This window comes from Stenotrophomonas sp. 17(2023), from assembly GCF_030345315.1.
Lineage (GTDB): Bacteria > Pseudomonadota > Gammaproteobacteria > Xanthomonadales > Xanthomonadaceae > Stenotrophomonas > Stenotrophomonas acidaminiphila.
Window position 1 is genome coordinate 744,913 of the sequence record NZ_CP128405.1, and the last position, 18,144, is coordinate 763,056.

At 71.4% G+C, this 18,144-nt stretch carries 17 protein-coding genes; 6 read left to right on the top strand and 11 right to left on the bottom strand.

What is annotated here, in order from left to right:
- Positions 1–30 precede the first annotated feature (30 nt).
- Entirely contained in the window at positions 31–1,467 is a 1,437-nt protein-coding gene (locus QQA12_RS03200) for a GGDEF domain-containing protein (RefSeq protein ID WP_226050662.1), read from the top strand.
- A gap of 406 nt (positions 1,468–1,873) precedes the next feature.
- Here QQA12_RS03200 and QQA12_RS03205 read toward each other — a convergent pair whose 3' ends face one another.
- The 5 genes from QQA12_RS03205 to QQA12_RS03225 form a co-directional block, all read right to left on the bottom strand.
- Positions 1,874–2,560, bottom strand: a complete 687-nt coding sequence (locus QQA12_RS03205) for an adenine nucleotide alpha hydrolase (RefSeq protein ID WP_226050661.1) — start codon at positions 2,558–2,560, stop codon at positions 1,874–1,876.
- On the bottom strand, positions 2,561–2,899 hold the full coding sequence (locus QQA12_RS03210; protein WP_054663054.1) for a hypothetical protein: 339 nt from the start codon (positions 2,897–2,899) through the stop codon (positions 2,561–2,563).
- Between the two features lie 70 nt (positions 2,900–2,969).
- Positions 2,970–3,914 carry a DegV family protein gene (locus tag QQA12_RS03215; RefSeq protein ID WP_226050660.1) on the bottom strand — a complete coding sequence of 315 codons (945 nt, stop codon included), beginning with the start codon at positions 3,912–3,914 and terminating at the stop codon, positions 2,970–2,972.
- A 127-nt stretch (positions 3,915–4,041) separates the two neighbouring features.
- Complete coding sequence (locus QQA12_RS03220; protein WP_226050659.1) at positions 4,042–5,307, bottom strand: amidohydrolase family protein; 1,266 nt, start codon at positions 5,305–5,307, stop codon at positions 4,042–4,044.
- Complete coding sequence (locus tag QQA12_RS03225; protein ID WP_056932000.1) at positions 5,304–6,713, bottom strand: amidohydrolase; 1,410 nt, start codon at positions 6,711–6,713, stop codon at positions 5,304–5,306. Before QQA12_RS03225 ends, QQA12_RS03220 begins: the two co-directional genes overlap by 4 nt.
- Positions 6,714–6,912: 199 nt before the next feature.
- On the opposite strand from QQA12_RS03225, the gene QQA12_RS03230 reads away from it, so the two are divergent.
- Complete coding sequence (locus tag QQA12_RS03230; RefSeq protein WP_056931999.1) at positions 6,913–7,452, top strand: DUF924 family protein; 540 nt, start codon at positions 6,913–6,915, stop codon at positions 7,450–7,452.
- 114 nt (positions 7,453–7,566) lie between these two features.
- Here the strand turns inward: QQA12_RS03230 and grxD are convergent, their stop codons facing one another.
- Positions 7,567–8,493 (bottom strand): Grx4 family monothiol glutaredoxin, encoded by a 927-nt coding sequence (gene grxD / locus QQA12_RS03235; RefSeq protein WP_054668584.1) that lies wholly within the window; start codon positions 8,491–8,493, stop codon positions 7,567–7,569.
- Between the two features lie 46 nt (positions 8,494–8,539).
- Between grxD and QQA12_RS03240 the strand changes: the two genes are divergently transcribed.
- Together QQA12_RS03240 and QQA12_RS03245 are read left to right on the top strand one after the other, a co-directional pair.
- The gene (locus QQA12_RS03240) at positions 8,540–9,334 is read left to right on the top strand and encodes a polysaccharide deacetylase family protein (protein WP_226050658.1); all 795 of its coding nucleotides are present in this window, start codon (positions 8,540–8,542) and stop codon (positions 9,332–9,334) included.
- Positions 9,335–9,374: 40 nt separating this feature from the next.
- Positions 9,375–10,631 carry a DEAD/DEAH box helicase gene (locus QQA12_RS03245; RefSeq protein WP_226050657.1) on the top strand — a complete coding sequence of 419 codons (1,257 nt, stop codon included), beginning with the start codon at positions 9,375–9,377 and terminating at the stop codon, positions 10,629–10,631.
- Positions 10,632–10,674: 43 nt separating this feature from the next.
- On the opposite strand, the gene QQA12_RS03250 is transcribed toward QQA12_RS03245, so the two are convergent.
- From QQA12_RS03250 to QQA12_RS03265, 4 genes are all read right to left on the bottom strand, one after another.
- Positions 10,675–11,004 (bottom strand): DUF6172 family protein, encoded by a 330-nt coding sequence (locus tag QQA12_RS03250; RefSeq protein ID WP_226050656.1) that lies wholly within the window; start codon positions 11,002–11,004, stop codon positions 10,675–10,677.
- A gap of 77 nt (positions 11,005–11,081) precedes the next feature.
- Positions 11,082–11,753, bottom strand: coding sequence for a class I SAM-dependent methyltransferase (locus QQA12_RS03255; protein WP_054663077.1), 672 nt, complete (start codon positions 11,751–11,753; stop codon positions 11,082–11,084).
- Between the two features lie 23 nt (positions 11,754–11,776).
- A complete protein-coding gene (locus tag QQA12_RS03260) occupies positions 11,777–12,406 on the bottom strand; it encodes an SGNH/GDSL hydrolase family protein (RefSeq protein ID WP_152985037.1) in 630 nt (209 codons plus the stop codon).
- A gap of 30 nt (positions 12,407–12,436) precedes the next feature.
- Positions 12,437–13,708: a pyridoxal phosphate-dependent aminotransferase gene (locus QQA12_RS03265; RefSeq protein WP_054668585.1), complete on the bottom strand. Its 1,272-nt coding sequence runs from the start codon at positions 13,706–13,708 to the stop codon at positions 12,437–12,439.
- A gap of 129 nt (positions 13,709–13,837) precedes the next feature.
- Here QQA12_RS03265 and rsgA point away from each other — a divergent pair, with 129 nt between their 5' ends.
- Complete coding sequence (rsgA, locus tag QQA12_RS03270) at positions 13,838–14,935, top strand: ribosome small subunit-dependent GTPase A (protein ID WP_226050655.1); 1,098 nt, start codon at positions 13,838–13,840, stop codon at positions 14,933–14,935.
- Between the two features lie 104 nt (positions 14,936–15,039).
- Here the strand turns inward: rsgA and QQA12_RS03275 are convergent, their stop codons facing one another.
- Positions 15,040–16,353, bottom strand: coding sequence for a S41 family peptidase (locus QQA12_RS03275; RefSeq protein ID WP_226050654.1), 1,314 nt, complete (start codon positions 16,351–16,353; stop codon positions 15,040–15,042).
- A gap of 86 nt (positions 16,354–16,439) precedes the next feature.
- Between QQA12_RS03275 and QQA12_RS03280 the strand changes: the two genes are divergently transcribed.
- Positions 16,440–17,693, top strand: a complete 1,254-nt coding sequence (locus tag QQA12_RS03280; protein WP_226050653.1) for a flavohemoglobin expression-modulating QEGLA motif protein — start codon at positions 16,440–16,442, stop codon at positions 17,691–17,693.
- The last annotated feature ends 451 nt before the right edge of the window (positions 17,694–18,144 follow it).

The following is an 18,144-nucleotide window of genomic DNA, read 5'->3' on the forward strand; positions in this document are numbered from 1 at the left end:
CGGCCATCGGCGCCGACAAGGGGGCGACACATGCCGGTGATGGTGGCGGTCCTGTTCGTGTTGTGCCATGGCCTGGCTCTGGTGTTGCTGCCGGGGTCGGCCAGCGTCGCCTCGTTCTGCTTCCTCATCGCCGCGCCGCTGCTGGCCGCTGCGGCCTGCCTGCGGCAGGCACGGCAGCGGCGGGTGGCGCTGGGCTGGCGGGCGACTGCGCTGGCCATGCTGCTGTGGGCCGGTGGCATGGCCATGAACATGGTCGATACGCTGCGGGGCGGTGATGCCACGGGGACGCCACAGATCAGCCTGCTGCTGTACGTGGTCTACGGCGTGCCGCTGGTGTTCGTGCTGGCACGCGCACGTCGCGAGCGCTGGGCGATCAGCCTGATCGATGCCCTGCTGGCGGCCCTGCTGGGCGTGCTGTTCTTCCTGCATACCCGGTTCCACGCCAATGCCGGCGAGGCCGGCATGAACAGCGTGCGCCTGTTGTTCGATATCCAGAATGCCTGCATCGCGGCGTTCGCATTGCTGCGCTGGGCCAGCATGGACCTGCCGGACCGTCGCGCGTTCTTCCGCGTGTTGGCGATCTACGCGCTGGCCTATCTGCTGGTGGCCGGCTACATCAACCATTTTTCCGAGTACAGCCCGTTCGGCCAGTACGCCGACCTGTTGATCGATCTGCCCTTCCTGCTGCTGGCGGTGCTGGCGCCGCGCGCGCACGAATCGATGCCGGCCGTCGAACGCAGCGGGTTGCGGCATGCGGTGCAGGCGGGCGGGCCGATGATCCTGCCGTTGCTGCTGCTGGTGGTGGCCACCCTGGTCGTGGACCACGCGCGCTACTGGGCACTGGCCGGCTTCGTGGCAGCGATCATGGGCTTCGGACTGCGCAGCATGCTGCTGCAGATCGGGCTGCTGGAGCGGCAGGCGGCGCTGGACGCGTTGTCGCGCCTGGACGGGCTTACCGGCGTCGCCAACCGCCGGCAGTTCGACGCGGTGCTGCAGGCCGAATGGAACCGCGCCTGCCGGCAGGGCAGTGCGCTGTCGCTGCTGCTGATCGACATCGACCATTTCAAGTGGTTCAACGACCGCCATGGGCACCCGGCGGGAGATCGTTGCCTGCAGCAGGTGGCGGCGGTCCTGCAGGCGACCGCGGCGCGTGGTGGCGACCTGGTGGCCCGTTACGGTGGCGAGGAGTTCGCGGTGGTGGCACCGGCCACGCATCCGGACAGCGCGCGTGAACTGGGCGAACGCCTGCGCGCCGCGATACAGGCCATCCCGGGCGACGTGCTGCCGCAGATGGTGACCATCAGCGTTGGCGTGGCGGGCACGGGGGCGCCGTTGCTGCAGTCGCCGGAGGCATTGCTGGCTGGCGCGGACGTGGCGCTGTACGCGGCCAAGCGCGCCGGCCGCAACCGCGTGGAGGTATGGGAAGACGCCGGCCGGGGGCCGGCAACGGCAGCCAGCGCGGGTTGACCGGCGCATGTCCAGGTCGATCCGGCCACGGTCTGCACGCCCGGCTGCGCGTGGTCAGGCGCGTGTCCCGGGCCGCCGCCGGGTGCAGGCCTTAGGCGAGCGGTGCTACCGCCCCGTGTCCATAGGTCGTGTGGACGCCGCCCTGGATGGGCATGATCACCAAGCAGGCGGCGGAATTGGCCCTTTCGTACAGGCAGGCACGGTCCAGAGGGACGCAGGGAACCCTCGTGCCGGCCGCAACGACCCGCGCAGGTGGGACACCCCCGGATCTCCACCAGGAGCCAGGGCACCCGGGTAAAGCCGGTGATCCGCTACACGGGTGCCTGCGCCGAGATCCCGGTCAGGCTGGCGGGGATGCGGCCGGATCAGCGGCGGTGGATGTGCAGCATCGTGGCGGTGGCCGGGATCATGACGGTCCCTCATCCACCGCGAAGTCGGTGTAGGCGTAGCGCGCATCGCGCAATACGGTGTCGCCCTGCCGTAAGCGCAGCGGCGCGCCGAACATCGGGCCGGCGCTGACGCAGGTGTGGAACTCGCCGTTCTCGCCGCAGGCATCGATGCCGGCCGGCAGCGCGTCGAGCAGGGCGTGGTCGAAGGCGCGGCCGGCGAACGCCGCGTCCAGTACCCGTGTATCCACGCAGCACAGCCGCGCGCGCAGGCCACCGTCGATCATCTGCCGCGCCAGGGTGGCGGTATCGCGACCGAACAGCGGGAACAGGCAGTCCCAGTCCAGCGCGGCGTACTGCTGCTGGCGCCAGTGGCGGATGTCCTCCAGCAGCAGGTCGCCGAAGGCCAGGGTGCGCAGTGCCGGCCAGCGCAGGCGGGCGGCTTCGAGCGCCTGGCCCATGCGCTGCAGGTAGCCGGCATTGTCGCAGTCCTGCGGGATCCAGGCGCGCAGCAGCGGCAGGCCGGCGGCATGTGCCTGCAGGCGCAGCACTTCCTCGCGCACGCCCTGCATCGACGCACGCTCGTAGCCTTCGGTGAGGGTGCTCAGCAGTGCGACGACTTCGACGTCCTGGCGCTGGCGCAGGGCGTGCAGCGCCCAGGCGGCATCCTTGCCGCCGCTCCAGGAAAGCAGGACCGGGGTGGCCACTCAGCGGACGTCGCGCAGTTCCCAGTGGCTGCCGGCCAGCCAGCGCAGGCGCTGCTTGAGGACGTCGCCGGGAATGCGGGTGATGGCGACCAGGTCGATGCGCAGGTCCGATTGCCTGCCGCTTACCGTCGCCCCGGGGTCGGTCACGCCCCAGCTCGGGTCGACATCGTCGGGATCCTCCTGGGTGGCGCGCCAGCGTTCGAACAGGGCCGGCGTGCGCAGGGCGTCCTGCAGCTGCTCGGCGAACGTGTCGGCGCCGTTGGCGGTGAACGACAGGCGCGGATCGCTGCCGCGCGCGGCGGAGGGATCGGGCAACGAAATCGAATAGTGCACGGGCATGCGGGGTCTCCTTGGGTGGGTGGGGAGTGTGGCGCAGCGGGTGTGGTGCCCGCGTACACGCCGGCGCGGATCAGCTGTCGAACGCGTGCGGCTGGTCGGCGAAGCCGACCGTCACCGCGCCTTTGCCGACGTTGACCATGCCGGTCAGGCTCATCACCGTTTCGAGCAGGGTCACGCCGTGCGCCTGGCAGGTCTCGCGCAGGGTGGCGTAGCCGGGCAGGGCGCGCAGTTCGTCGAGCGGGCCGCCGTAGCTCATGCAGATCACCGGGGTCAGCAGGCCGTTCGCCACGCGCTGGCCGACGAAGTCGAACAGCCGCTGCACCGCGTTGTCGAAGCCCTTGATCTTGGCCACCGGCGCGGTCTCGCCGCGGTAGCCGTGCAGCACCGGCTTGATGTCCAGCGCGCTGCCCAGCGCGGCGGTGAACAGGCCGACGCTGCGGTCGCCTTTGTGGCGGGCGCGCGCACGCATGTAGTACAGGTCGCGGGTGATCATGTAGCCGTGCACGTTGCCGGCCAGCTGTTCCAGCTGCTCGCGCATCTGCGCCACGCCGACGCCGGCATCGCGCAGCCGTACCGCCTCAACCGCGGTCACCGCCTGCGCGGCGAACAGGTTCTGGCTGTCGAGCACGCGCAGGGCGAACGGCGAGTTGTGCCCGGCGGCCTGGCGGATCGGCCGGTACTCGTTGAGGATGGCGAAACTGGCCTGCAGCGCATTGTCGTGGATCGGGCTGCGGGTCTTGGTGATGGTCAGGCAGAACACGTGGTCGTAGTCGATCACCAGGTGCTGCAGGAACAGGTCGCGGATCTGGTTGACGCTGAACGGGATGGTCTCGGCCTCGGCGCCGCGTTCGGCGACGTGGGTGTCGAGGAAGTTCAGCGTGGCGTCCTCCTCGCGGTGGTCGGCCAGTACCGCTTCGCCGATGCGCACGGTGATCGGCAGCAGCACCAGCTTGTGTTCGCGGATGAAGTCGGCCGGCAGGTCGCAGGCCGAATCCACGACGATCCCGATGCGCATGGTCGAACCCCCCGGTACGTTGGTGTGGCTGCGGTCACACTAACCCAAAACCGTCGCCGCGGCAGGTGGCGCGCCCCGCGGCGGGCGCTGCCCGCTCCCGGCCATGGCGCCGGGAGCGGGTGGGACATCAGCGGCGGTAGGCCGGCGGGGTCGCGCTGCCGCGCAGGTAGCGGTCGCGCAGCTCGGTCTGGCGCGAGCGCATCGGTACCGCGCGTCCACCCAGCCACATGCGCTCGGCATAGTGGCCCACGTCCAGCGGGTCGCCTTCCCACAGCACCAGGTCGGCCTGCTGGCCCACCGCGATGCTGCCGATGCGGTCGGCCACCCCGAACGCCTGTGCCGGCACCCGGGTCAGCCCGGCCAGCGCCGCATCCCAGGGCAGGCCGTGGGCGACCGCGTTGCCGGCCAGCTGGCGGATCTTGCGTGCGTTGTGCGATGCGTCGCCGTCCTGGCTGAAGGCCACCGGCACGCCGGCCGCGTGCAGGCGCGCGGCGTTCTCCAGGGTCGCGCCGATCTGGTCGAAGCTGGCCGGCAGGTTGGACAGTGCGTCGACGAACACCGGCACGCCGGCTGCGGCCAGCTGCGGTGCCAGGCGCCAGGCCTCGGCGCCGCCGGCGATGGCCACGCGCACCTGCTCGCGCCCGGCCCAGCGCAGCAGCTGGCGGATGTCGGCGGCACGGTCCACGCGCACCACGATGCGCCCGCTGCCGCCCAGGTAGCGCGCCAGTACCGCGCGCCCGGCCGGGGTCAGCAAGGCATGCGGCGAGTCGGCGGCGATGCGGCCGCGGGCCTCGGCCACCATCTGGTCGAGCAGCATCCATTGCGCGGCGCGCGAGCTGCCGGACAGTTCCGAGCCGGCCGCGCCCATGCGCACGAACAGCATGCGCGGGCCGATGGGATCGGTGCTGCCGTCCAGGCGCAGCACGCCGCCCTGGCCGGCGATGAAACCGCCGCCGCTGTTGGCGCCCAGCGCGGTGAAGCCGATGCCTTCCACGCGCGCCACCGGCACCAGCACCGAGTCGGGGTTGTAGGCCAGGGTGACGTCGAACTCGGGGCGTTGCGGCTGGTCTTCCAGCTTCACCGCGCTGTCCACGGTCGCGGCCTCGCCGGAGACTTCCTCCACGCCGATGTCGGTGATGCCGCCGAACAGCGCCGGGGTCAGCGGGCGACCGCCGGCATCGATCACTTCGACGCCGGCCGGCGCGGCCAGCGCCGGGCCGATGGCGCGGATCACCCCGCCCTGCACCAGCACGTCGTTGGCAGTGAGCGTGCCGCGCGCGGTGGCGGTGTGCACGGTGGCGTTGCGGACCAGTACGTCCTGGGCGCAGGCGATGCCCGGCAGCGCCGCGGCCAGCAGCGCCAGGCGGCGCAGGAACACGATGGACGCGCTCATGGCCGCACCTCCTGGCCGAGCATGAAATCACTCAGTGGCTGCTGCGCGCGGTTGCCGCGGTCGTAGGCCTGGAAACCATCGACGTAGACCTTCTCGGCCAGCGCGTAGGAGCTGAAGGGGTTGCCGTTCCATACCACCACGTCGGCCATCTTGCCCGGCTCCAGGGTACCGGTGCGCTGTTCGATGCCCAGTGCGCGTGCCGCATTGGCAGTGAGCCAGCGGATGGCGTGTTCCGGCGCGATCTCGCCCATGCCGGCGCGGCGTGCGCTGGCGATGACCTTGGCCGCTTCCTGGTTCAACCGCTGGATGCCTTCGGGGGAATCGGAATGGACGATGGCGCAGCTGTTGGCCGGGCGGTCGACCAGCGCGATGTTCTCCTGGATGCCGTCGAAGGCTTCCATCTTGAAGCCCCACCAGTCGGCCCACAGCGCGCCGCACACGCCTTCGGCGGCGAGCCGGTCGGCGAGCTTGTAGGCCTCCACGCCGTGGTGGAAGGCGGCGACCTTGAAGCCGAACTCCTTGGCCAGGTCGAGCATGGTCGCCATCTCATCGGCGCGGTAGCAGTGGATATGCACGCGGATGTCGCCCTGGATGGCGCCGGCGAGCGTGTCCAGCTTGAGGTCGCGCTTGCCGCCGCTGTCGCCGGAACTGTCGCCGTTGTCGCCGCCGCCGAAGCGGCGCTTGCGCTTGACCGGCGCGGCGCTGTTCTTGGCGATGTACTCGCTGGCGTCGATGAAGGCCGCGCGGTAGCCGGCGACGTTGCCCATGCGCGTGGCCGGGGCGGTGCCCTTGCCGCCGTATACGCGCTTGGGGTTCTCGCCGCAGGCCATCTTCAGGCCCCACGGCGCGTCGGGGAATTTCATCGCCTGGTAGGTGGTGGCCGGCAGGTTCTTCAGCGTCACCCCGCGGCCGCCGACCAGATTGGCCGAGCCGGGCAGCACCTGCATCGCGGTCACGCCGCCGGCCAGTGCCGCGGCGAAGCCCGGGTCCTGCGGCCACACCGAATGCTCGGCCCAGACGTTGGCGGTCACCGGCGCGGTCATCTCGTTGCCGTCGCCATGCGCCTGCACGCCCGGGCTGGGGTACACGCCCAGGTGCGAATGCACGTCGATGATGCCCGGCGTGACCCACTTGCCGCGGCCATCCACGCGCACCGCGTCGGCCGGTGCCTGCAGTGCGTTGCCGACCGCGACCACGCGGCCGTCGGCCAGCAGCACGTCGGCGTCGTCCAGGCGGCGCCCGGTGCCGTCGAGCACGGTGGCATGGCTGATCAGCACCGGTGCGGCGGGCAGCGGGCGATAGGTGCTGGGGTAGGGATCCTGCACGAAGCGCGAGGTGGCGTCGGCGGGCGCGGGATGCGCGCAGGCCAGCGCCAGGCCGAGCCCGGCCAGCAGTCGGTGTCGCATGGGTTCTCCATAGGCGGCGTGGAAGGTGCCCGCACGCTAGCCGTGGCCCCGGGATTTGCCAAGTGCATGGACTGGCGGGGTTGCAGGCGCGATCGGGCGCCGCGGCCGCGGTGGTATCCAGACAGGTGCCGGCCGCTTAAGCTGCACGGTCGCGGGCCGGCGTCGCCCCCGGGCGGCCGAACGATCAGGGACTGGAGTGATGGAAGCAGTACAGACAGTGGTGGATTTCTGGCGTTCGGCGGGGCCGCGGCGGTGGTTCGCGCGCGACGACGCCTTCGACGAGGAGTTCCGCCGGCGCTTCCTGGACCTGCACTACCTGGCCGCGCGCCGCGGCTGCGAGGAGTGGCTGCACAGCGCCGATGGCGCGCTGGCGCTGCAGATCCTGCTTGACCAGTTTCCGCGCAACTGCTTCCGCGGCACCGCCCACTCCTTCGCGACCGATGGACTGGCGCGGCACTACGCCATGCGCACCATCGAGGAAGGACTGGACCGCGAACTGACGCCGCAGCTGCGCGCCTTCATCTACCTGCCGTTCGAACACTCGGAAGACCCGCAGGACCAGGAGCGCTCGGTGGCGATGTTCGAGGTGCTCGGCGACCTGGAGTACCTGCGTTTCGCCGAGCTGCACCGCGACATCATCCGCCGCTTCGGCCGGTTCCCGCACCGCAACGCCGTGCTGGGCCGGATTCCCACGCCGGAGGAGCTGCATTTCCTGGCCGAGGGCGGTTTCGCCGGCTGACGGCGGCGGGCCGGCGCGGCAACGTGCCGCCGCGTACGCTTGGCGGCTGCCCAGACGAAGACACCGGCCTGGGGCCGGTGTCCTGTCCATGCGGTTGCGGTGCGGGCTGCCCGGTCAGTAGCGCGGCACGCTGTTGTCCACGTCCTGCGCCCAGGCATCGATGCCGCCGGTGACGTTGTAGACGCGGGTGAAGCCCAGCGCGCGGAACTGCTCGGCCGCCTGCGCGCTGCGTCCGCCGCGGTGGCACAGGAAGGCCAGCGCGGTGTCCTTGGGCAGCGCCTCGAGGCGGGCGCGGTTGTCGCCGTCGAAGGTCTCGAACGGGGCGTTGATCGCGGCGATGGCGCGTTCGTCGGCCGGGCGCACGTCCACCACGGTCAGGGTGCCGGCACGCAGCTGGTCGTCGGCGCCGCGCACGTCCAGTTCCTGCACCGGCCGGGGCGCGTTGGGGTTGTCGATGGCCAGGCCCTGGCCGCGGATGTCGTCCACCCAGTCGATGGTGATGCCGTTGGCGCGACGCGCGCTGGCCGCGTCGAACTGCACGCGCAGGCCGTTGGATTCGGCGGCGATGGCGTTGGCGTCCAGCGGCACCAGCTGGAAGTTCGGCTGGAAGCGCGCGTCGATGCTCAGCTGCAGCGCGGCGCCCGGGGCGTCGGCCAGCGCGCCCTTGAGCATTTCCACCGCAGCCGGGGTGATGGTGATCGAGGGCGGGGTGCGGTCCGGCGGCGCCACCCCGAGCAGCGTGCTGAGTTCGCCGCTGTTGGCCATCTGCAGGATGATGTCGCTGCCACCGACCAGTTCGCCGTCCACGTACAGCTGCGGGATGGTCGGCCAGTCGCCATAGGCCTTGATGCCTTCGCGGATTTCCCCGTCGGCCAGCACGTTGACGTGGGCGAAATCCACGCCGAGGTCCTGCAGCGCGCCGACGGCCTTGGCCGAGAAGCCGCACTGCGGCATGGACGGCTGGCCCTTCATGAACAGGACGACGCGGTTGGCGCCGAGGAGGGATTCGATGCGTTCGCGCACGGCGGGATCCAGGGACATCATGAACTCGTGAGGTTGGTCGAAGACAGAGCCGATTCTACGCCCCATGGCATCATGGGACATGACCGCCACGGGAACCCTGCATCGCACGCCGCGCCATCCCTGGCGCTGGGTCGGCTGGCTGCTGCTGTCGCAGGCGCTGGTGGCGCTGGCCTGGGTAGGGCTGGGCTGGGCGACCGGCCTGACACTGCTGCTGGCCAGCCATGCGCTGTTCGTGGTGCCGGTGTTCCTGCCCAACAGCCGCTTCTACGCGCCGGTACTGTCGTCGCTGCCGGGCCCGGCGGTATGGCTGACTATCGACGACGGCCCGTCCGACGACACCCTGGCGATCCTCGACCTGCTCGACCGCCACGACGCCCGCGCCACCTTCTTCATGGTCGGGCAGCGCGCGGCGGCGCGGCCGGAGCTGGTGCGCGAGGTGCTGCGCCGCGGCCACGGGCTGGGCAACCACAGCCATTCGCATCCGCAGGCCTGGTTCTGGCGCCTCGGGCCACGGCGGATGGCCGCCGAGATCGGCCGTTGCCAGCAGGTGTTGACGGAGATCGCCGGGACGCCGCCACGCTGGTACCGCTCGGTGGTCGGCATGACCAACCCGTTCGTCGCCGCGGCGCTGCGCCGGCATGGCCTGGCGCGGGTCGGCTGGAGCGCGCGCGGCTTCGACGGCGTGCACTGCCAGCCGGACACGGTGGTGGCGCGCATCGCCCGCGACCTGGTACCGGGCGCGGTGGTGCTGCTGCATGAAGGTGCGGCGCACGGCCACAATGTCGCCATCATGGAATCGGTGCTGCGGCACCTGCAGGCCCGCGGGCTGCAGGCGCGCCTGCCGCCGGAAACCGCTTAGACTCGCCGCCCGCCACGCCGGCGGCGCCTGGAACCACAGCATGCCTTTTTCCCGACTCGGCCTGTCTCCCTACGTACTGCCCGCGCTGGCACGCGCGCTGCGGCAGGCCGGCTACGGCGCCCCCACGCCGATCCAGCAGCAGGCGGTGCCGGTGCTGCTTCAGGGCCGGGACGTGGTGGCGCTGGCCCCGACCGGTTCGGGCAAGACCGCCGCCTACGTGCTGCCGGCGCTGCAGCGGTTCGCCATGGCCACGCCGCGCAGGCCGCGGGAGCTGCGGCAGCTGGTACTGGTGCCCACGCGCGAGCTGGCGCTGCAGGTGGCCGACGTGTTCGCCACGCTCGGCCGGGAGCTGCCGCGGCAACCGCGGGTGGTGTGCGCGGTGGGCGGGGTGTCGATCAATCCGCAGATGATGGCGCTGCGCGGTGGGGCCGACGTGGTGGTGGCCACGCCCGGGCGCCTGCTCGATCTGCTGGCGCACAACGCGCTGTCGCTGCGCCAGGTGCAGCTGCTGGTGCTGGACGAGGCCGACCGGCTGCTGGAACTGGGCTTCGGCGACGAGGTGCGGCGGATCCTTGCCGGACTGCCCGCGCAGCGGCAGACGGCGCTGTTCTCGGCCACCTTCCCCGACCAGATCGAGGCATTGGCGGCGGCCGGCCTGCGCGCGCCCGCGCGCCTGCAGGTCGATGCGCAGGCGCCCGCGCAGATCGAGCAGCGCGCGCTGCGGGTCGATGGCGAGCGCCGCGTCGAGCTGCTGCTGTCGCTGCTGGGCGATCCGCGCTGGCGGCAGGTGCTGGTGTTCGTCGCCAGCATCCGCGAGGGCGACCGCCTGGCCGGCGCGCTGCGCGGGCAGGGCATCGCCGCGCAGGCGCTGCATGGCGACCTGTCGCAGGGCCGCCGCGTGCGCACCCTGCAGGCGTTCAAGGAGGGCCAGCTGCAGGTGCTGGTGGCGACCGACGTGGCCGCGCGCGGCATCGACATCGCCGGCCTGCCGGTGGTGGTGAACCATGCGTTGCCGCGTTCGCCGGCCGATTACCTGCACCGCATCGGCCGCACCGGCCGTGCCGGCAGCCCCGGACTGGCGGTGAGCCTGGTCGAGGCCGCGGCGCTGGCGCACTGGCGGTTGATCTGCAGGCGCCATGGCCTGCGCCTGGAGCCGGAGGTGGTGTCGGGTTTCGAGCCGACCGGGGCGGTGCCGGCCGCAGCGCCGGCAGGCGACGGCAAAGGCGGCATCAAGGGGCGCCGGCCGAGCCGGAAGGACCGGCTGCGCGCCGCGGCGGCGGGCACGCCGGCCGGTTGAACCGCGCCCGGCGCCGGGCATGGCCCGGCACCGGAAGGCGCGCTCAATCCTTGAAGTCGCTTTCCGCCGGCACGTCGGCGGCCGCGGCCGGGCGCGGCGTGCGCTTGCCGGGCTTGCGCAGCACTTCCACGTAGAACTGGCGGTTGCCGGCGGCCACCAGCGCATCCACCGCGCGGATCAGCTCGGGGAACGGCACGGCCTGCGCGCTGGCCTCGTCGACCCCGGCCTTGCTGTCGAAATCCCAGAAGTCGGCGCCGGCCGGCAGGGCCTTGCCGCGCTCGCGCTTGATGTACTTGCGGATGTCGTGCTTGCTGGCTTCCAGCAGGCGGTCGGGATGCTTGCCTTCGATATCGAGGCGGTAGGTTCTTCTCACGGGACTCTCGTCAGGGTGCCGGCCCGGGACGGGCGGCGCAATGCCACGATTATCCGCGCAAACGGCGCCGCCGTGGTTCAGGCGCGGTGAGCGACCAGCAGCCAGTTGTTGAATGGCGTGTTGCCGTACAGCGGGGCGAGGCTGACCCGCAGGCCGGCCTGCTCGAGCAGCGTGCGCAGGCTGGCGGCGTCGGGGTAGTGGCGCGGGCGGAACTGCATCCAGCCGATCCAGTTGGCGGCGCGGTCGCCGATGCGCGAGATGCGGCCGCGGCGGCTGTCGTCGGCCAGGGCCATGCGCAGCACCAGCCGGCCATCGCCATCGAGCATGGCCGCCGCGCGCCGCAGCAGCGCCGATTGCGCCTCGGCCGGCAGGTACTGGAGGACGTCGAGGATGGCCACGCTGCCGCGGTGCTCGGGCAGGGTGGTGGCCAGGTCCATCACCTCGAAACGGCTGGCGGCCAGGCCGGCGCGGTGGGCGACGCCGTCGGCGCGGCGGATCTTGGCGGCATCGTTGTCCACCCCGCGGTAGGGCTGCCGTTGGCCGTCGTGGCGCAGCGCATGCGCCAGCAGGCCCAGCCCGCAGCCCATGTCCAGCAGTGGCGCCTGGCTGCCGCGCAGCGCCTCGAGCACGCCGGGATAGAGCGGGTCGCTGCGCAGCTTGGACAGCACGTAGCAGTAGTCCCAGCGGTTGCCCAGTGGATGGCGCGGGGCGAACGCGCGGGCGATGGCCCGGGCATCGTGGGCCGCCATGGCCGCGGTCCCGGACGGCCTGCTCACGCGGCGGTCGGGTCGGTCAGCAGGTCCGCCGCCACCGGCAGCGCCTGTTCCATCCACAGCCGGTACATCGCCGCGGAAGGGTGCAGGCCGTCGTCCACCAGCATCGCCGCCTCGGCGCCGTGCGCGCGGCTGGCCGGGGTGATGTCGACGAAGGCCACGCCATAGTCGCCGCAGCAGGCGCGGGCGGCGGCATTGAAGTCGTCTATCTCGCGCGCGACGACGGCGGTGTCGCGGCCATGCGCGGCCGCGTACGGAGTCACCCCCCAGTCGGGAATGGACAGCACCAGCACCCGCCGCGGATCCTCGGCGGCCAGCGCGAGCGCCCGTTGCAGCAGTTGTTCGAACTGCTGGCGGTACTCGGCGAGCGGCCGCCCGCGGTACTGGTTGTTGACGCCGATCAGCAGGCTCGCCAGCGCGTACGGCCCGCGTGGCGCGGCCGCGTCGATGGCGGCGGCCAGTTCGTCGGTGGTCCAGCCGGTGGTGGCGATGACCTGCGGATCGGCCAGCGCGATGCCGCGCGCACGCAGCGCCGCGGCCAGCTGGAACGGCCAGGTACCCTCGGCGGGCACGCCTTCGCCGATGGTGTAGGAATCGCCCAGCGCCAGGTAGCGCGCGCTGCTGGCCATGGCCGGTTCGCTGCTGCCCATCGCCGTGACTCAGGCCACCGCGCTGCGCGTCTTCAGCGGCACCACCTTGGTGATCCGCTCGGCGCGGCGCGCCAGCACCCGGTCGATGCGGCCGAACACTTCGCGCATGACCCCGGCCTCGGGCAGCAGGGTCACCCGGAAGTGGTGGCGGTAAGGCACGTTGAAGCTCGAGCCGGGCACCACCAGCACGCCTTCCTCGTTCATCAGTTCCAGCGCGAACTCGTGGTCGTCGAACCCCTGCGCGGCCGGGCCCACCACGGCCGGGAAGGCGTACAGCGCACCGGCCGGCGCCACCAGCTGCAGGTGCTCGCTGGCGTCGCAGGCCTCGATCACCGCGCGGCGGGTTTCGTACAGGCGGCCACCGGGCGCGCACAGCGCGGAGATGGTGTCCGGGCCGTTGACCGCCGCCTCGATGGCGTACTGGCCGGGCACGTTGGCGCACAGCCGCAGCGCGCTGAGCAGGTCGAGCGCGGCACGGAACTCGCCCAGCCGCGCGGCGTCGCCGGACAGCAGCATCCAGCCCACGCGCCAGCCGCAGGCGCGGTGCACCTTGCTCAGGCCGCTGAAGGTCAGGCACGGGTGGTCGCCGGCCAGCGGCGCGACCGGCTGGAACTGCGCGCCGTCGTAGAGGATCTGGTCGTAGATCTCGTCCACCAGCAGCAGCAGGTTGTGCCTGCGGGCCACGGCGACGATCTTCTCCAGCAGCTCGCGCGGGTAGCTGGCGCCGCTGGGATTGTTCGGGTTGATCAGCACGATGGCGCGGGTCCGCGAGGACACCAGCGTCTCGATCTCCACCGGGTCGGGCTGGAAGCCGTTCTCCGGCCGGCAGCGGTAATACACCGGGCGGCCGTCGTTGAGGATGGTGGCCGCCGACCACAGCGGGTAATCGGGCGAGGGCACCAGCACTTCATCGCCGGGGTTGAGCAGCGCGCGCAGCGACAGGTCGATCAGTTCGGACACGCCATTGCCGAGGAACACGCGGTCGGCGTGGGCATCGGGCGCGCCGCGCCGCGCATATGCCGCGGCGATGGCCTCGCGCGCCACCGGCAGCCCCTGCTGGTGGGTATAGGGGTCGGTGCGGCCCATGTCGTCGGCGATGGCACGCTGCAGGTGCTCGGGCGCGCGGAAGCCGAAGTTGCCCGGGTTGCCGATGTTGAGCTTGATCAGCTTGCGGCCCTGGGCCTCCAGCTCGCGGGCTCGCCGGGCCAGTTCGCCACGGATCTCGTAGCGCACTTCGGACAGGCGTTCGCGGGTGGGCAGCGGCTTGGCAGGGCTTGACATGCGTGGGGCCATCATGGGCGGGAAACCGCATGGTAGCGGAATTGCTGCGATGCGGGGCGATGGTTCCGGGCGGAACCGAAATCCACTGGCGGGGCCGGCCGGCGCCGCGGTGCCGCTTAGAATTGGCCGATGACCGACACCATCGATTTCGGCGCGCTGCGCCCCATCGGCTGGCCCTGGCCGGGCCCGCCCGAAGCCCCGGCATGGCAGGCCGCCTTCGCCGCACATCCGCTGGCGCGCCCGGCGCGGGTGATCGAGCAGCACCGTTCCGGCTACGTGGTGGCCGATGCGCCCGACGCCGCGCTCAAGGCCGAGTCGCTGCCGGAGTGGCAGCGGCCGCGCTTTCCCAGCCACGAGCGCGCGGCGGTCGGCGACTGGGTGCTGCTGGAGGAGGCGCGCATCGTCGCGCTGCTGCCGCGGCGGACCTCGATCAAGCGCGGCGCGGCCGGCGAGCACTACCACCAGCAGGTGATCGCCGCCAACATCGATACGGTGTTCATCGTCTGCGGGCTGGACGCGGACTTCAATCCGCGCCGGATCGAGCGCTACCTGATGCTGGCCGGCAGCGGTGGCGCGGCGCCGGTGGTGGTGCTGACCAAGGCCGACCAGACCGAGTACGGCGCCGACGCGCTGGCGGTGCTGGAAAACCTGGCCGCGCAGGACATCCCGCTGCTGGCGATCAACGGCAAGGACCCGGCCAGCGTTGCCGCGCTGGCGCCGTGGCTGGGGCCGGGCCGCACCGTGGTGCTGGTCGGCTCCTCCGGCGCCGGCAAGTCCACGCTCACCAACACGCTGCTGGGCGAGGACCGGATGAAGACCGGCGCCGTGCGCGACAGCGATTCGCGCGGCCGCCACACCACCACCCACCGCGCCCTGCTGCCGCTGCCCGGCGGCGCCTGCCTGATCGATACGCCGGGCATGCGTGAGCTCAAGCCCACCGGCGAGGAAACCCTGGCCGAGGGCGGCTTCGCCGACATCGAGGCGCTGACCACGCAGTGCCGCTTCCGCGACTGTTCGCACCAGCACGAGCCCGGCTGCGCGGTGCGCGAGGCGATCGAACGCGGCGAGATCGACGAAAGCCGGCTGCTCAACTACCTCAAGCTGCGCGAGGAAGTGGCCGCGGCCGCAGCCAAGCTGGCGCAGCGCCAGGCCGAGCAGGCCACCGAGCGCAGGAGCAGCGGCCGCGGCGCGCAGTGGCGGCCGGCGGGGAAACCGAAGCGGCGGTGAGGCACCGCCCGGCCAATGCCGGGCATGTCGGGCGAGTGCAGATGGCGGTAATACGGGATTGCCGGCCAGTGGGGACTGGTAACGGAAGCAGGCCCGGAGTGGGATCAGATGTCTTTGTCGTCCGCCGCTGGATTTTCATCGGCGTCTTCGATTTTTCCCTTGCCAGCGTTTGATTTAGCCAGTTCTTCGACGAACATCGTGACCACTTCCCAGGCGGGATCCCGGCCTTCCCTGATAGCTTCCGGAGTCCAGGGTGCGGGAAGATCGGGCGTGACCCCTGTGCCTTCCAGCAGCCGGCCGTCCCCTGTGCGGATTTCCCGCATGCCGAGGGAAAGCAAGCCACCGTCGGGCAGGTTGATTCCGCGCGAGGCAACCACGGCCCCCGCGGTGGTTTCACCGATCAGCACCGCGCGTCCGGTCTCCTGCAGGCGGGCGGCAAGCAACTCCGCGGTACTTGCCGACGCGGCATCCACCAGTACCAGCAGCGCGCCGCCATATCGCAATGGCGGCGACGCCGGGCCTACTGCATCCTGTCCCTGCCGGGACTTCAGCCAGGCGAAAACGCCTTTGCCATCCAGCATGGCGTAGACCTCCGCGCCGACGCGTGCCAGACCGCCTGCATTCCCTCTCAGGTCGATCACCATCCCTTTCATCGTGTCCTCACCATGTGCGGCTGCGAATGCGGCGTGCAGCCATTGCAGGCTGTCGTCGTCGAAGGATTTCCAATGCAGGTAAAGCAGCCCGCCCGGCAAGTAGCGGCTTTCCCGCATACGCACGGCTGGCGAAGGAACGGGGATGAGGTCATGTTCGTGCCGCCTGCCTTCCCGGTCCATGAACAGGAAACGGGCCGGTTGCCGCTCGCGTTCCTGGTGCATCCAAAGGGACCGTCCGTCGATGCTCAGCAACTGCCAGCCCGGCAATATCCCGGCCTCGGACGCGGCACTGCCGGGAACAACCGCGAGGACGGATTTGCCTTTCCCGGACACTGCTTTGATGAGGCCGTAGCCGTTTCCGGATTCCTTGCCGCTGTCGCGCATGATCTGCTCGCTGATCGCGCGTTCGCCAGGCCCCATTGCATGGCTGTGCGCGTCATCGAGGGTGCCCAGTACCTCGTTCAGTGCGCTATAGAAACTGCTTTCGTCGGGCCTGGCGATCACGCTGGCGCGCCGTCTGCGTGCGAGGGGCGTGAAGTTGGCAGTATCGCGGTAAAAAAGCCGCCGGGCGTGGCCGATGGCCGCATCATAGGTACGTGCATTCAGTGCGGTGCGTTGCGCCGATCCGTCGGCCACGTCGATGCGCGCCGGAAGCACGCCATCGCGCGCATAGGGCACCGAATGGCAGCCGGCGAGCGCCGCCAGGCAGACGGGAAGCAACAGACGAAGCAGGGAGCGGCAGCCTTGCCGTTTCGGGGAAAGCATCCATTCCTCCGGTAAGCGTCTGCCGACTGTAGAGGTCGCAAACCGGTGGGCGCAACCAGCCGGCGATGGGTTGCTATGGTGTGCGCATGAACCTGTCCAGCGCCCCTTCCGATCCGGCCATCGCCCACCACGCCGCGCTCGATGCGCGGCTGGTCGCGGCGGTACGTGGCATCCGCCTGTTGACCTTGGCCAGCTGGCCGGCGTCGACGCGGGCGCCGTTCCTGGACAGTGTGGCCCGCGGTGCGCCGCAGCTGCCGCAGGTGACCTACCCGCGGCACGATTTCAGCGCGGCGCGGCGCGAACTGGCGGTGATCGCCACGGCCGCCGATCCGGCGCACCCGCTGGGCCGCTACCTGCGTGATTCGGTCGCCAGCTGGGACCTGGCCGCGCGCCTGCTGGAAGCGCTGGGCACGCGCGAAGTGGATGCGCTGTCGGCGCAGTTGTTCGGTACCCCGGAACAGCCCATGCCCGGCCACGGGCCGACGGTGCGCGAGGCGGCGCGGCATTTCATCCAGATCGCCAACGAGCTGGACCACGAGCTGCTGGCGCCCGAGGAACAGGTGCCGGTGTCGGCCACCGCGCTGCAACTGCAGCTGCAGAACGACCTGGACGGCTTTTTCGAGTCGCGCGTGATCAACGTGGTGCTGGACCCGGACCTGATCGCCAAGGCGGCGGCCGGCGCCACCCAGATCCGCCTGCGCAGCGGTGCCTGTTTCAGCGTCTATGACCGCGCGCAGCTGTTCCACCACGAAGCGCTGGTGCATTCGCTGACCGCGCTCAACGGACGCCGGCAGGCGCTGCTGCCGAGCCTGGCGCTGTCGTCGCCGCGCGTCACCGCCACCCAGGAGGGGCTGGCGACGTTCGCCGAGCAGATCACCGGCAGCATCGACATCCAGCGGCTCAAGCGCATCAGCCTGCGCATCGAGGCGATCGCGATGGCGCGCGGCGGTGCCGATTTCATCGAGGTGTTCCGCTATTTCCGCGACGCCGGGCAGGCCGCGGAGGAGAGCTTCGCCTCGGCCCAGCGGGTGTTCCGCGGGGTGCCGGTGTGCGGTGGTGGCGCCTTCACCAAGGACACCGTGTACCTGTGCGGGCTGGTGTCGGTGCATACGTTCTTCCGGCAGATGCTGCGCGACGAGAAGCTGCGTTACTGCCACTGGCTGTTCGCCGGCAAGATGACGCTGGGCGACGCGCAGGCGCTGGCGCCGTTGTTCGAGAGCGGGGTGCTGGCGCCGCCGCGCTGGCTGCCGCCGTGGCTGCAGCGCGCCAACCGGCTGGCCGGCACCCTGGCGTTCTCGCTGTTCGCCAACCGCATCCGCATGGACCGCATCGGCGAGTAGCGCGGGGGCGCAGGTATTGGTTGCCAATGCAACGGCCTGGCCCTCGCATTGGTTGCGTGACCCACAGCCGCAGGCTATGGGCCGGGGCTGCGCACGGGCATGGCGCGGTGCTGGCCGGTGCCATCGTGCGAGCGCCGGTGGCCATCGCCAAGCCGTGGATTCGACAGGTGTTTTTGCCGGGCCAGGCGCGCGCCCGGGCGGCCGGCAAGCAGGCCTGCGGCAGCGCCTGCGGGCGTGGGCGCAGGCCATCTGCGGCGGCTGCGGGCGGCGTTGACGCTGCGGGCCGCCACGCGCCAAGGTGAAGACGCGACGGGCGGTGCGGCGGGGAGGCCGGACCGGGGGAACCGGCGCAGACGCAGGGAGGCGCAAGGCAGGCATGCCGGGGTTCCGGTCCGCCGGCCCGCTGGCCCGCCATCGGTGGCATCCCATCATTCCTGCCTTCTTCGTCCGG

Coding starts and splice junctions, on each gene's coding strand:
- QQA12_RS03260 (WP_152985037.1), bottom strand. CDS start 12,406: ATGGCCAGCAGCGCGCGCTACCTGGCGCTGGGCGATTCCTACACCATC.
- QQA12_RS03275 (WP_226050654.1), bottom strand. CDS start 16,353: ATGCTTTCCCCGAAACGGCAAGGCTGCCGCTCCCTGCTTCGTCTGTTG.
- QQA12_RS03245 (WP_226050657.1), top strand. CDS start 9,375: ATGCCTTTTTCCCGACTCGGCCTGTCTCCCTACGTACTGCCCGCGCTG.
- QQA12_RS03255 (WP_054663077.1), bottom strand. CDS start 11,753: ATGGCGGCCCACGATGCCCGGGCCATCGCCCGCGCGTTCGCCCCGCGC.
- QQA12_RS03225 (WP_056932000.1), bottom strand. CDS start 6,713: ATGCGACACCGACTGCTGGCCGGGCTCGGCCTGGCGCTGGCCTGCGCG.
- QQA12_RS03200 (WP_226050662.1), top strand. CDS start 31: ATGCCGGTGATGGTGGCGGTCCTGTTCGTGTTGTGCCATGGCCTGGCT.
- grxD (WP_054668584.1), bottom strand. CDS start 8,493: ATGTCCCTGGATCCCGCCGTGCGCGAACGCATCGAATCCCTCCTCGGC.
- QQA12_RS03215 (WP_226050660.1), bottom strand. CDS start 3,914: ATGCGCATCGGGATCGTCGTGGATTCGGCCTGCGACCTGCCGGCCGAC.
- rsgA (WP_226050655.1), top strand. CDS start 13,838: ATGACCGACACCATCGATTTCGGCGCGCTGCGCCCCATCGGCTGGCCC.
- QQA12_RS03265 (WP_054668585.1), bottom strand. CDS start 13,708: ATGTCAAGCCCTGCCAAGCCGCTGCCCACCCGCGAACGCCTGTCCGAA.
- QQA12_RS03210 (WP_054663054.1), bottom strand. CDS start 2,899: ATGCCCGTGCACTATTCGATTTCGTTGCCCGATCCCTCCGCCGCGCGC.
- QQA12_RS03230 (WP_056931999.1), top strand. CDS start 6,913: ATGGAAGCAGTACAGACAGTGGTGGATTTCTGGCGTTCGGCGGGGCCG.
- QQA12_RS03280 (WP_226050653.1), top strand. CDS start 16,440: ATGAACCTGTCCAGCGCCCCTTCCGATCCGGCCATCGCCCACCACGCC.
- QQA12_RS03240 (WP_226050658.1), top strand. CDS start 8,540: ATGGCATCATGGGACATGACCGCCACGGGAACCCTGCATCGCACGCCG.
- QQA12_RS03220 (WP_226050659.1), bottom strand. CDS start 5,307: ATGAGCGCGTCCATCGTGTTCCTGCGCCGCCTGGCGCTGCTGGCCGCG.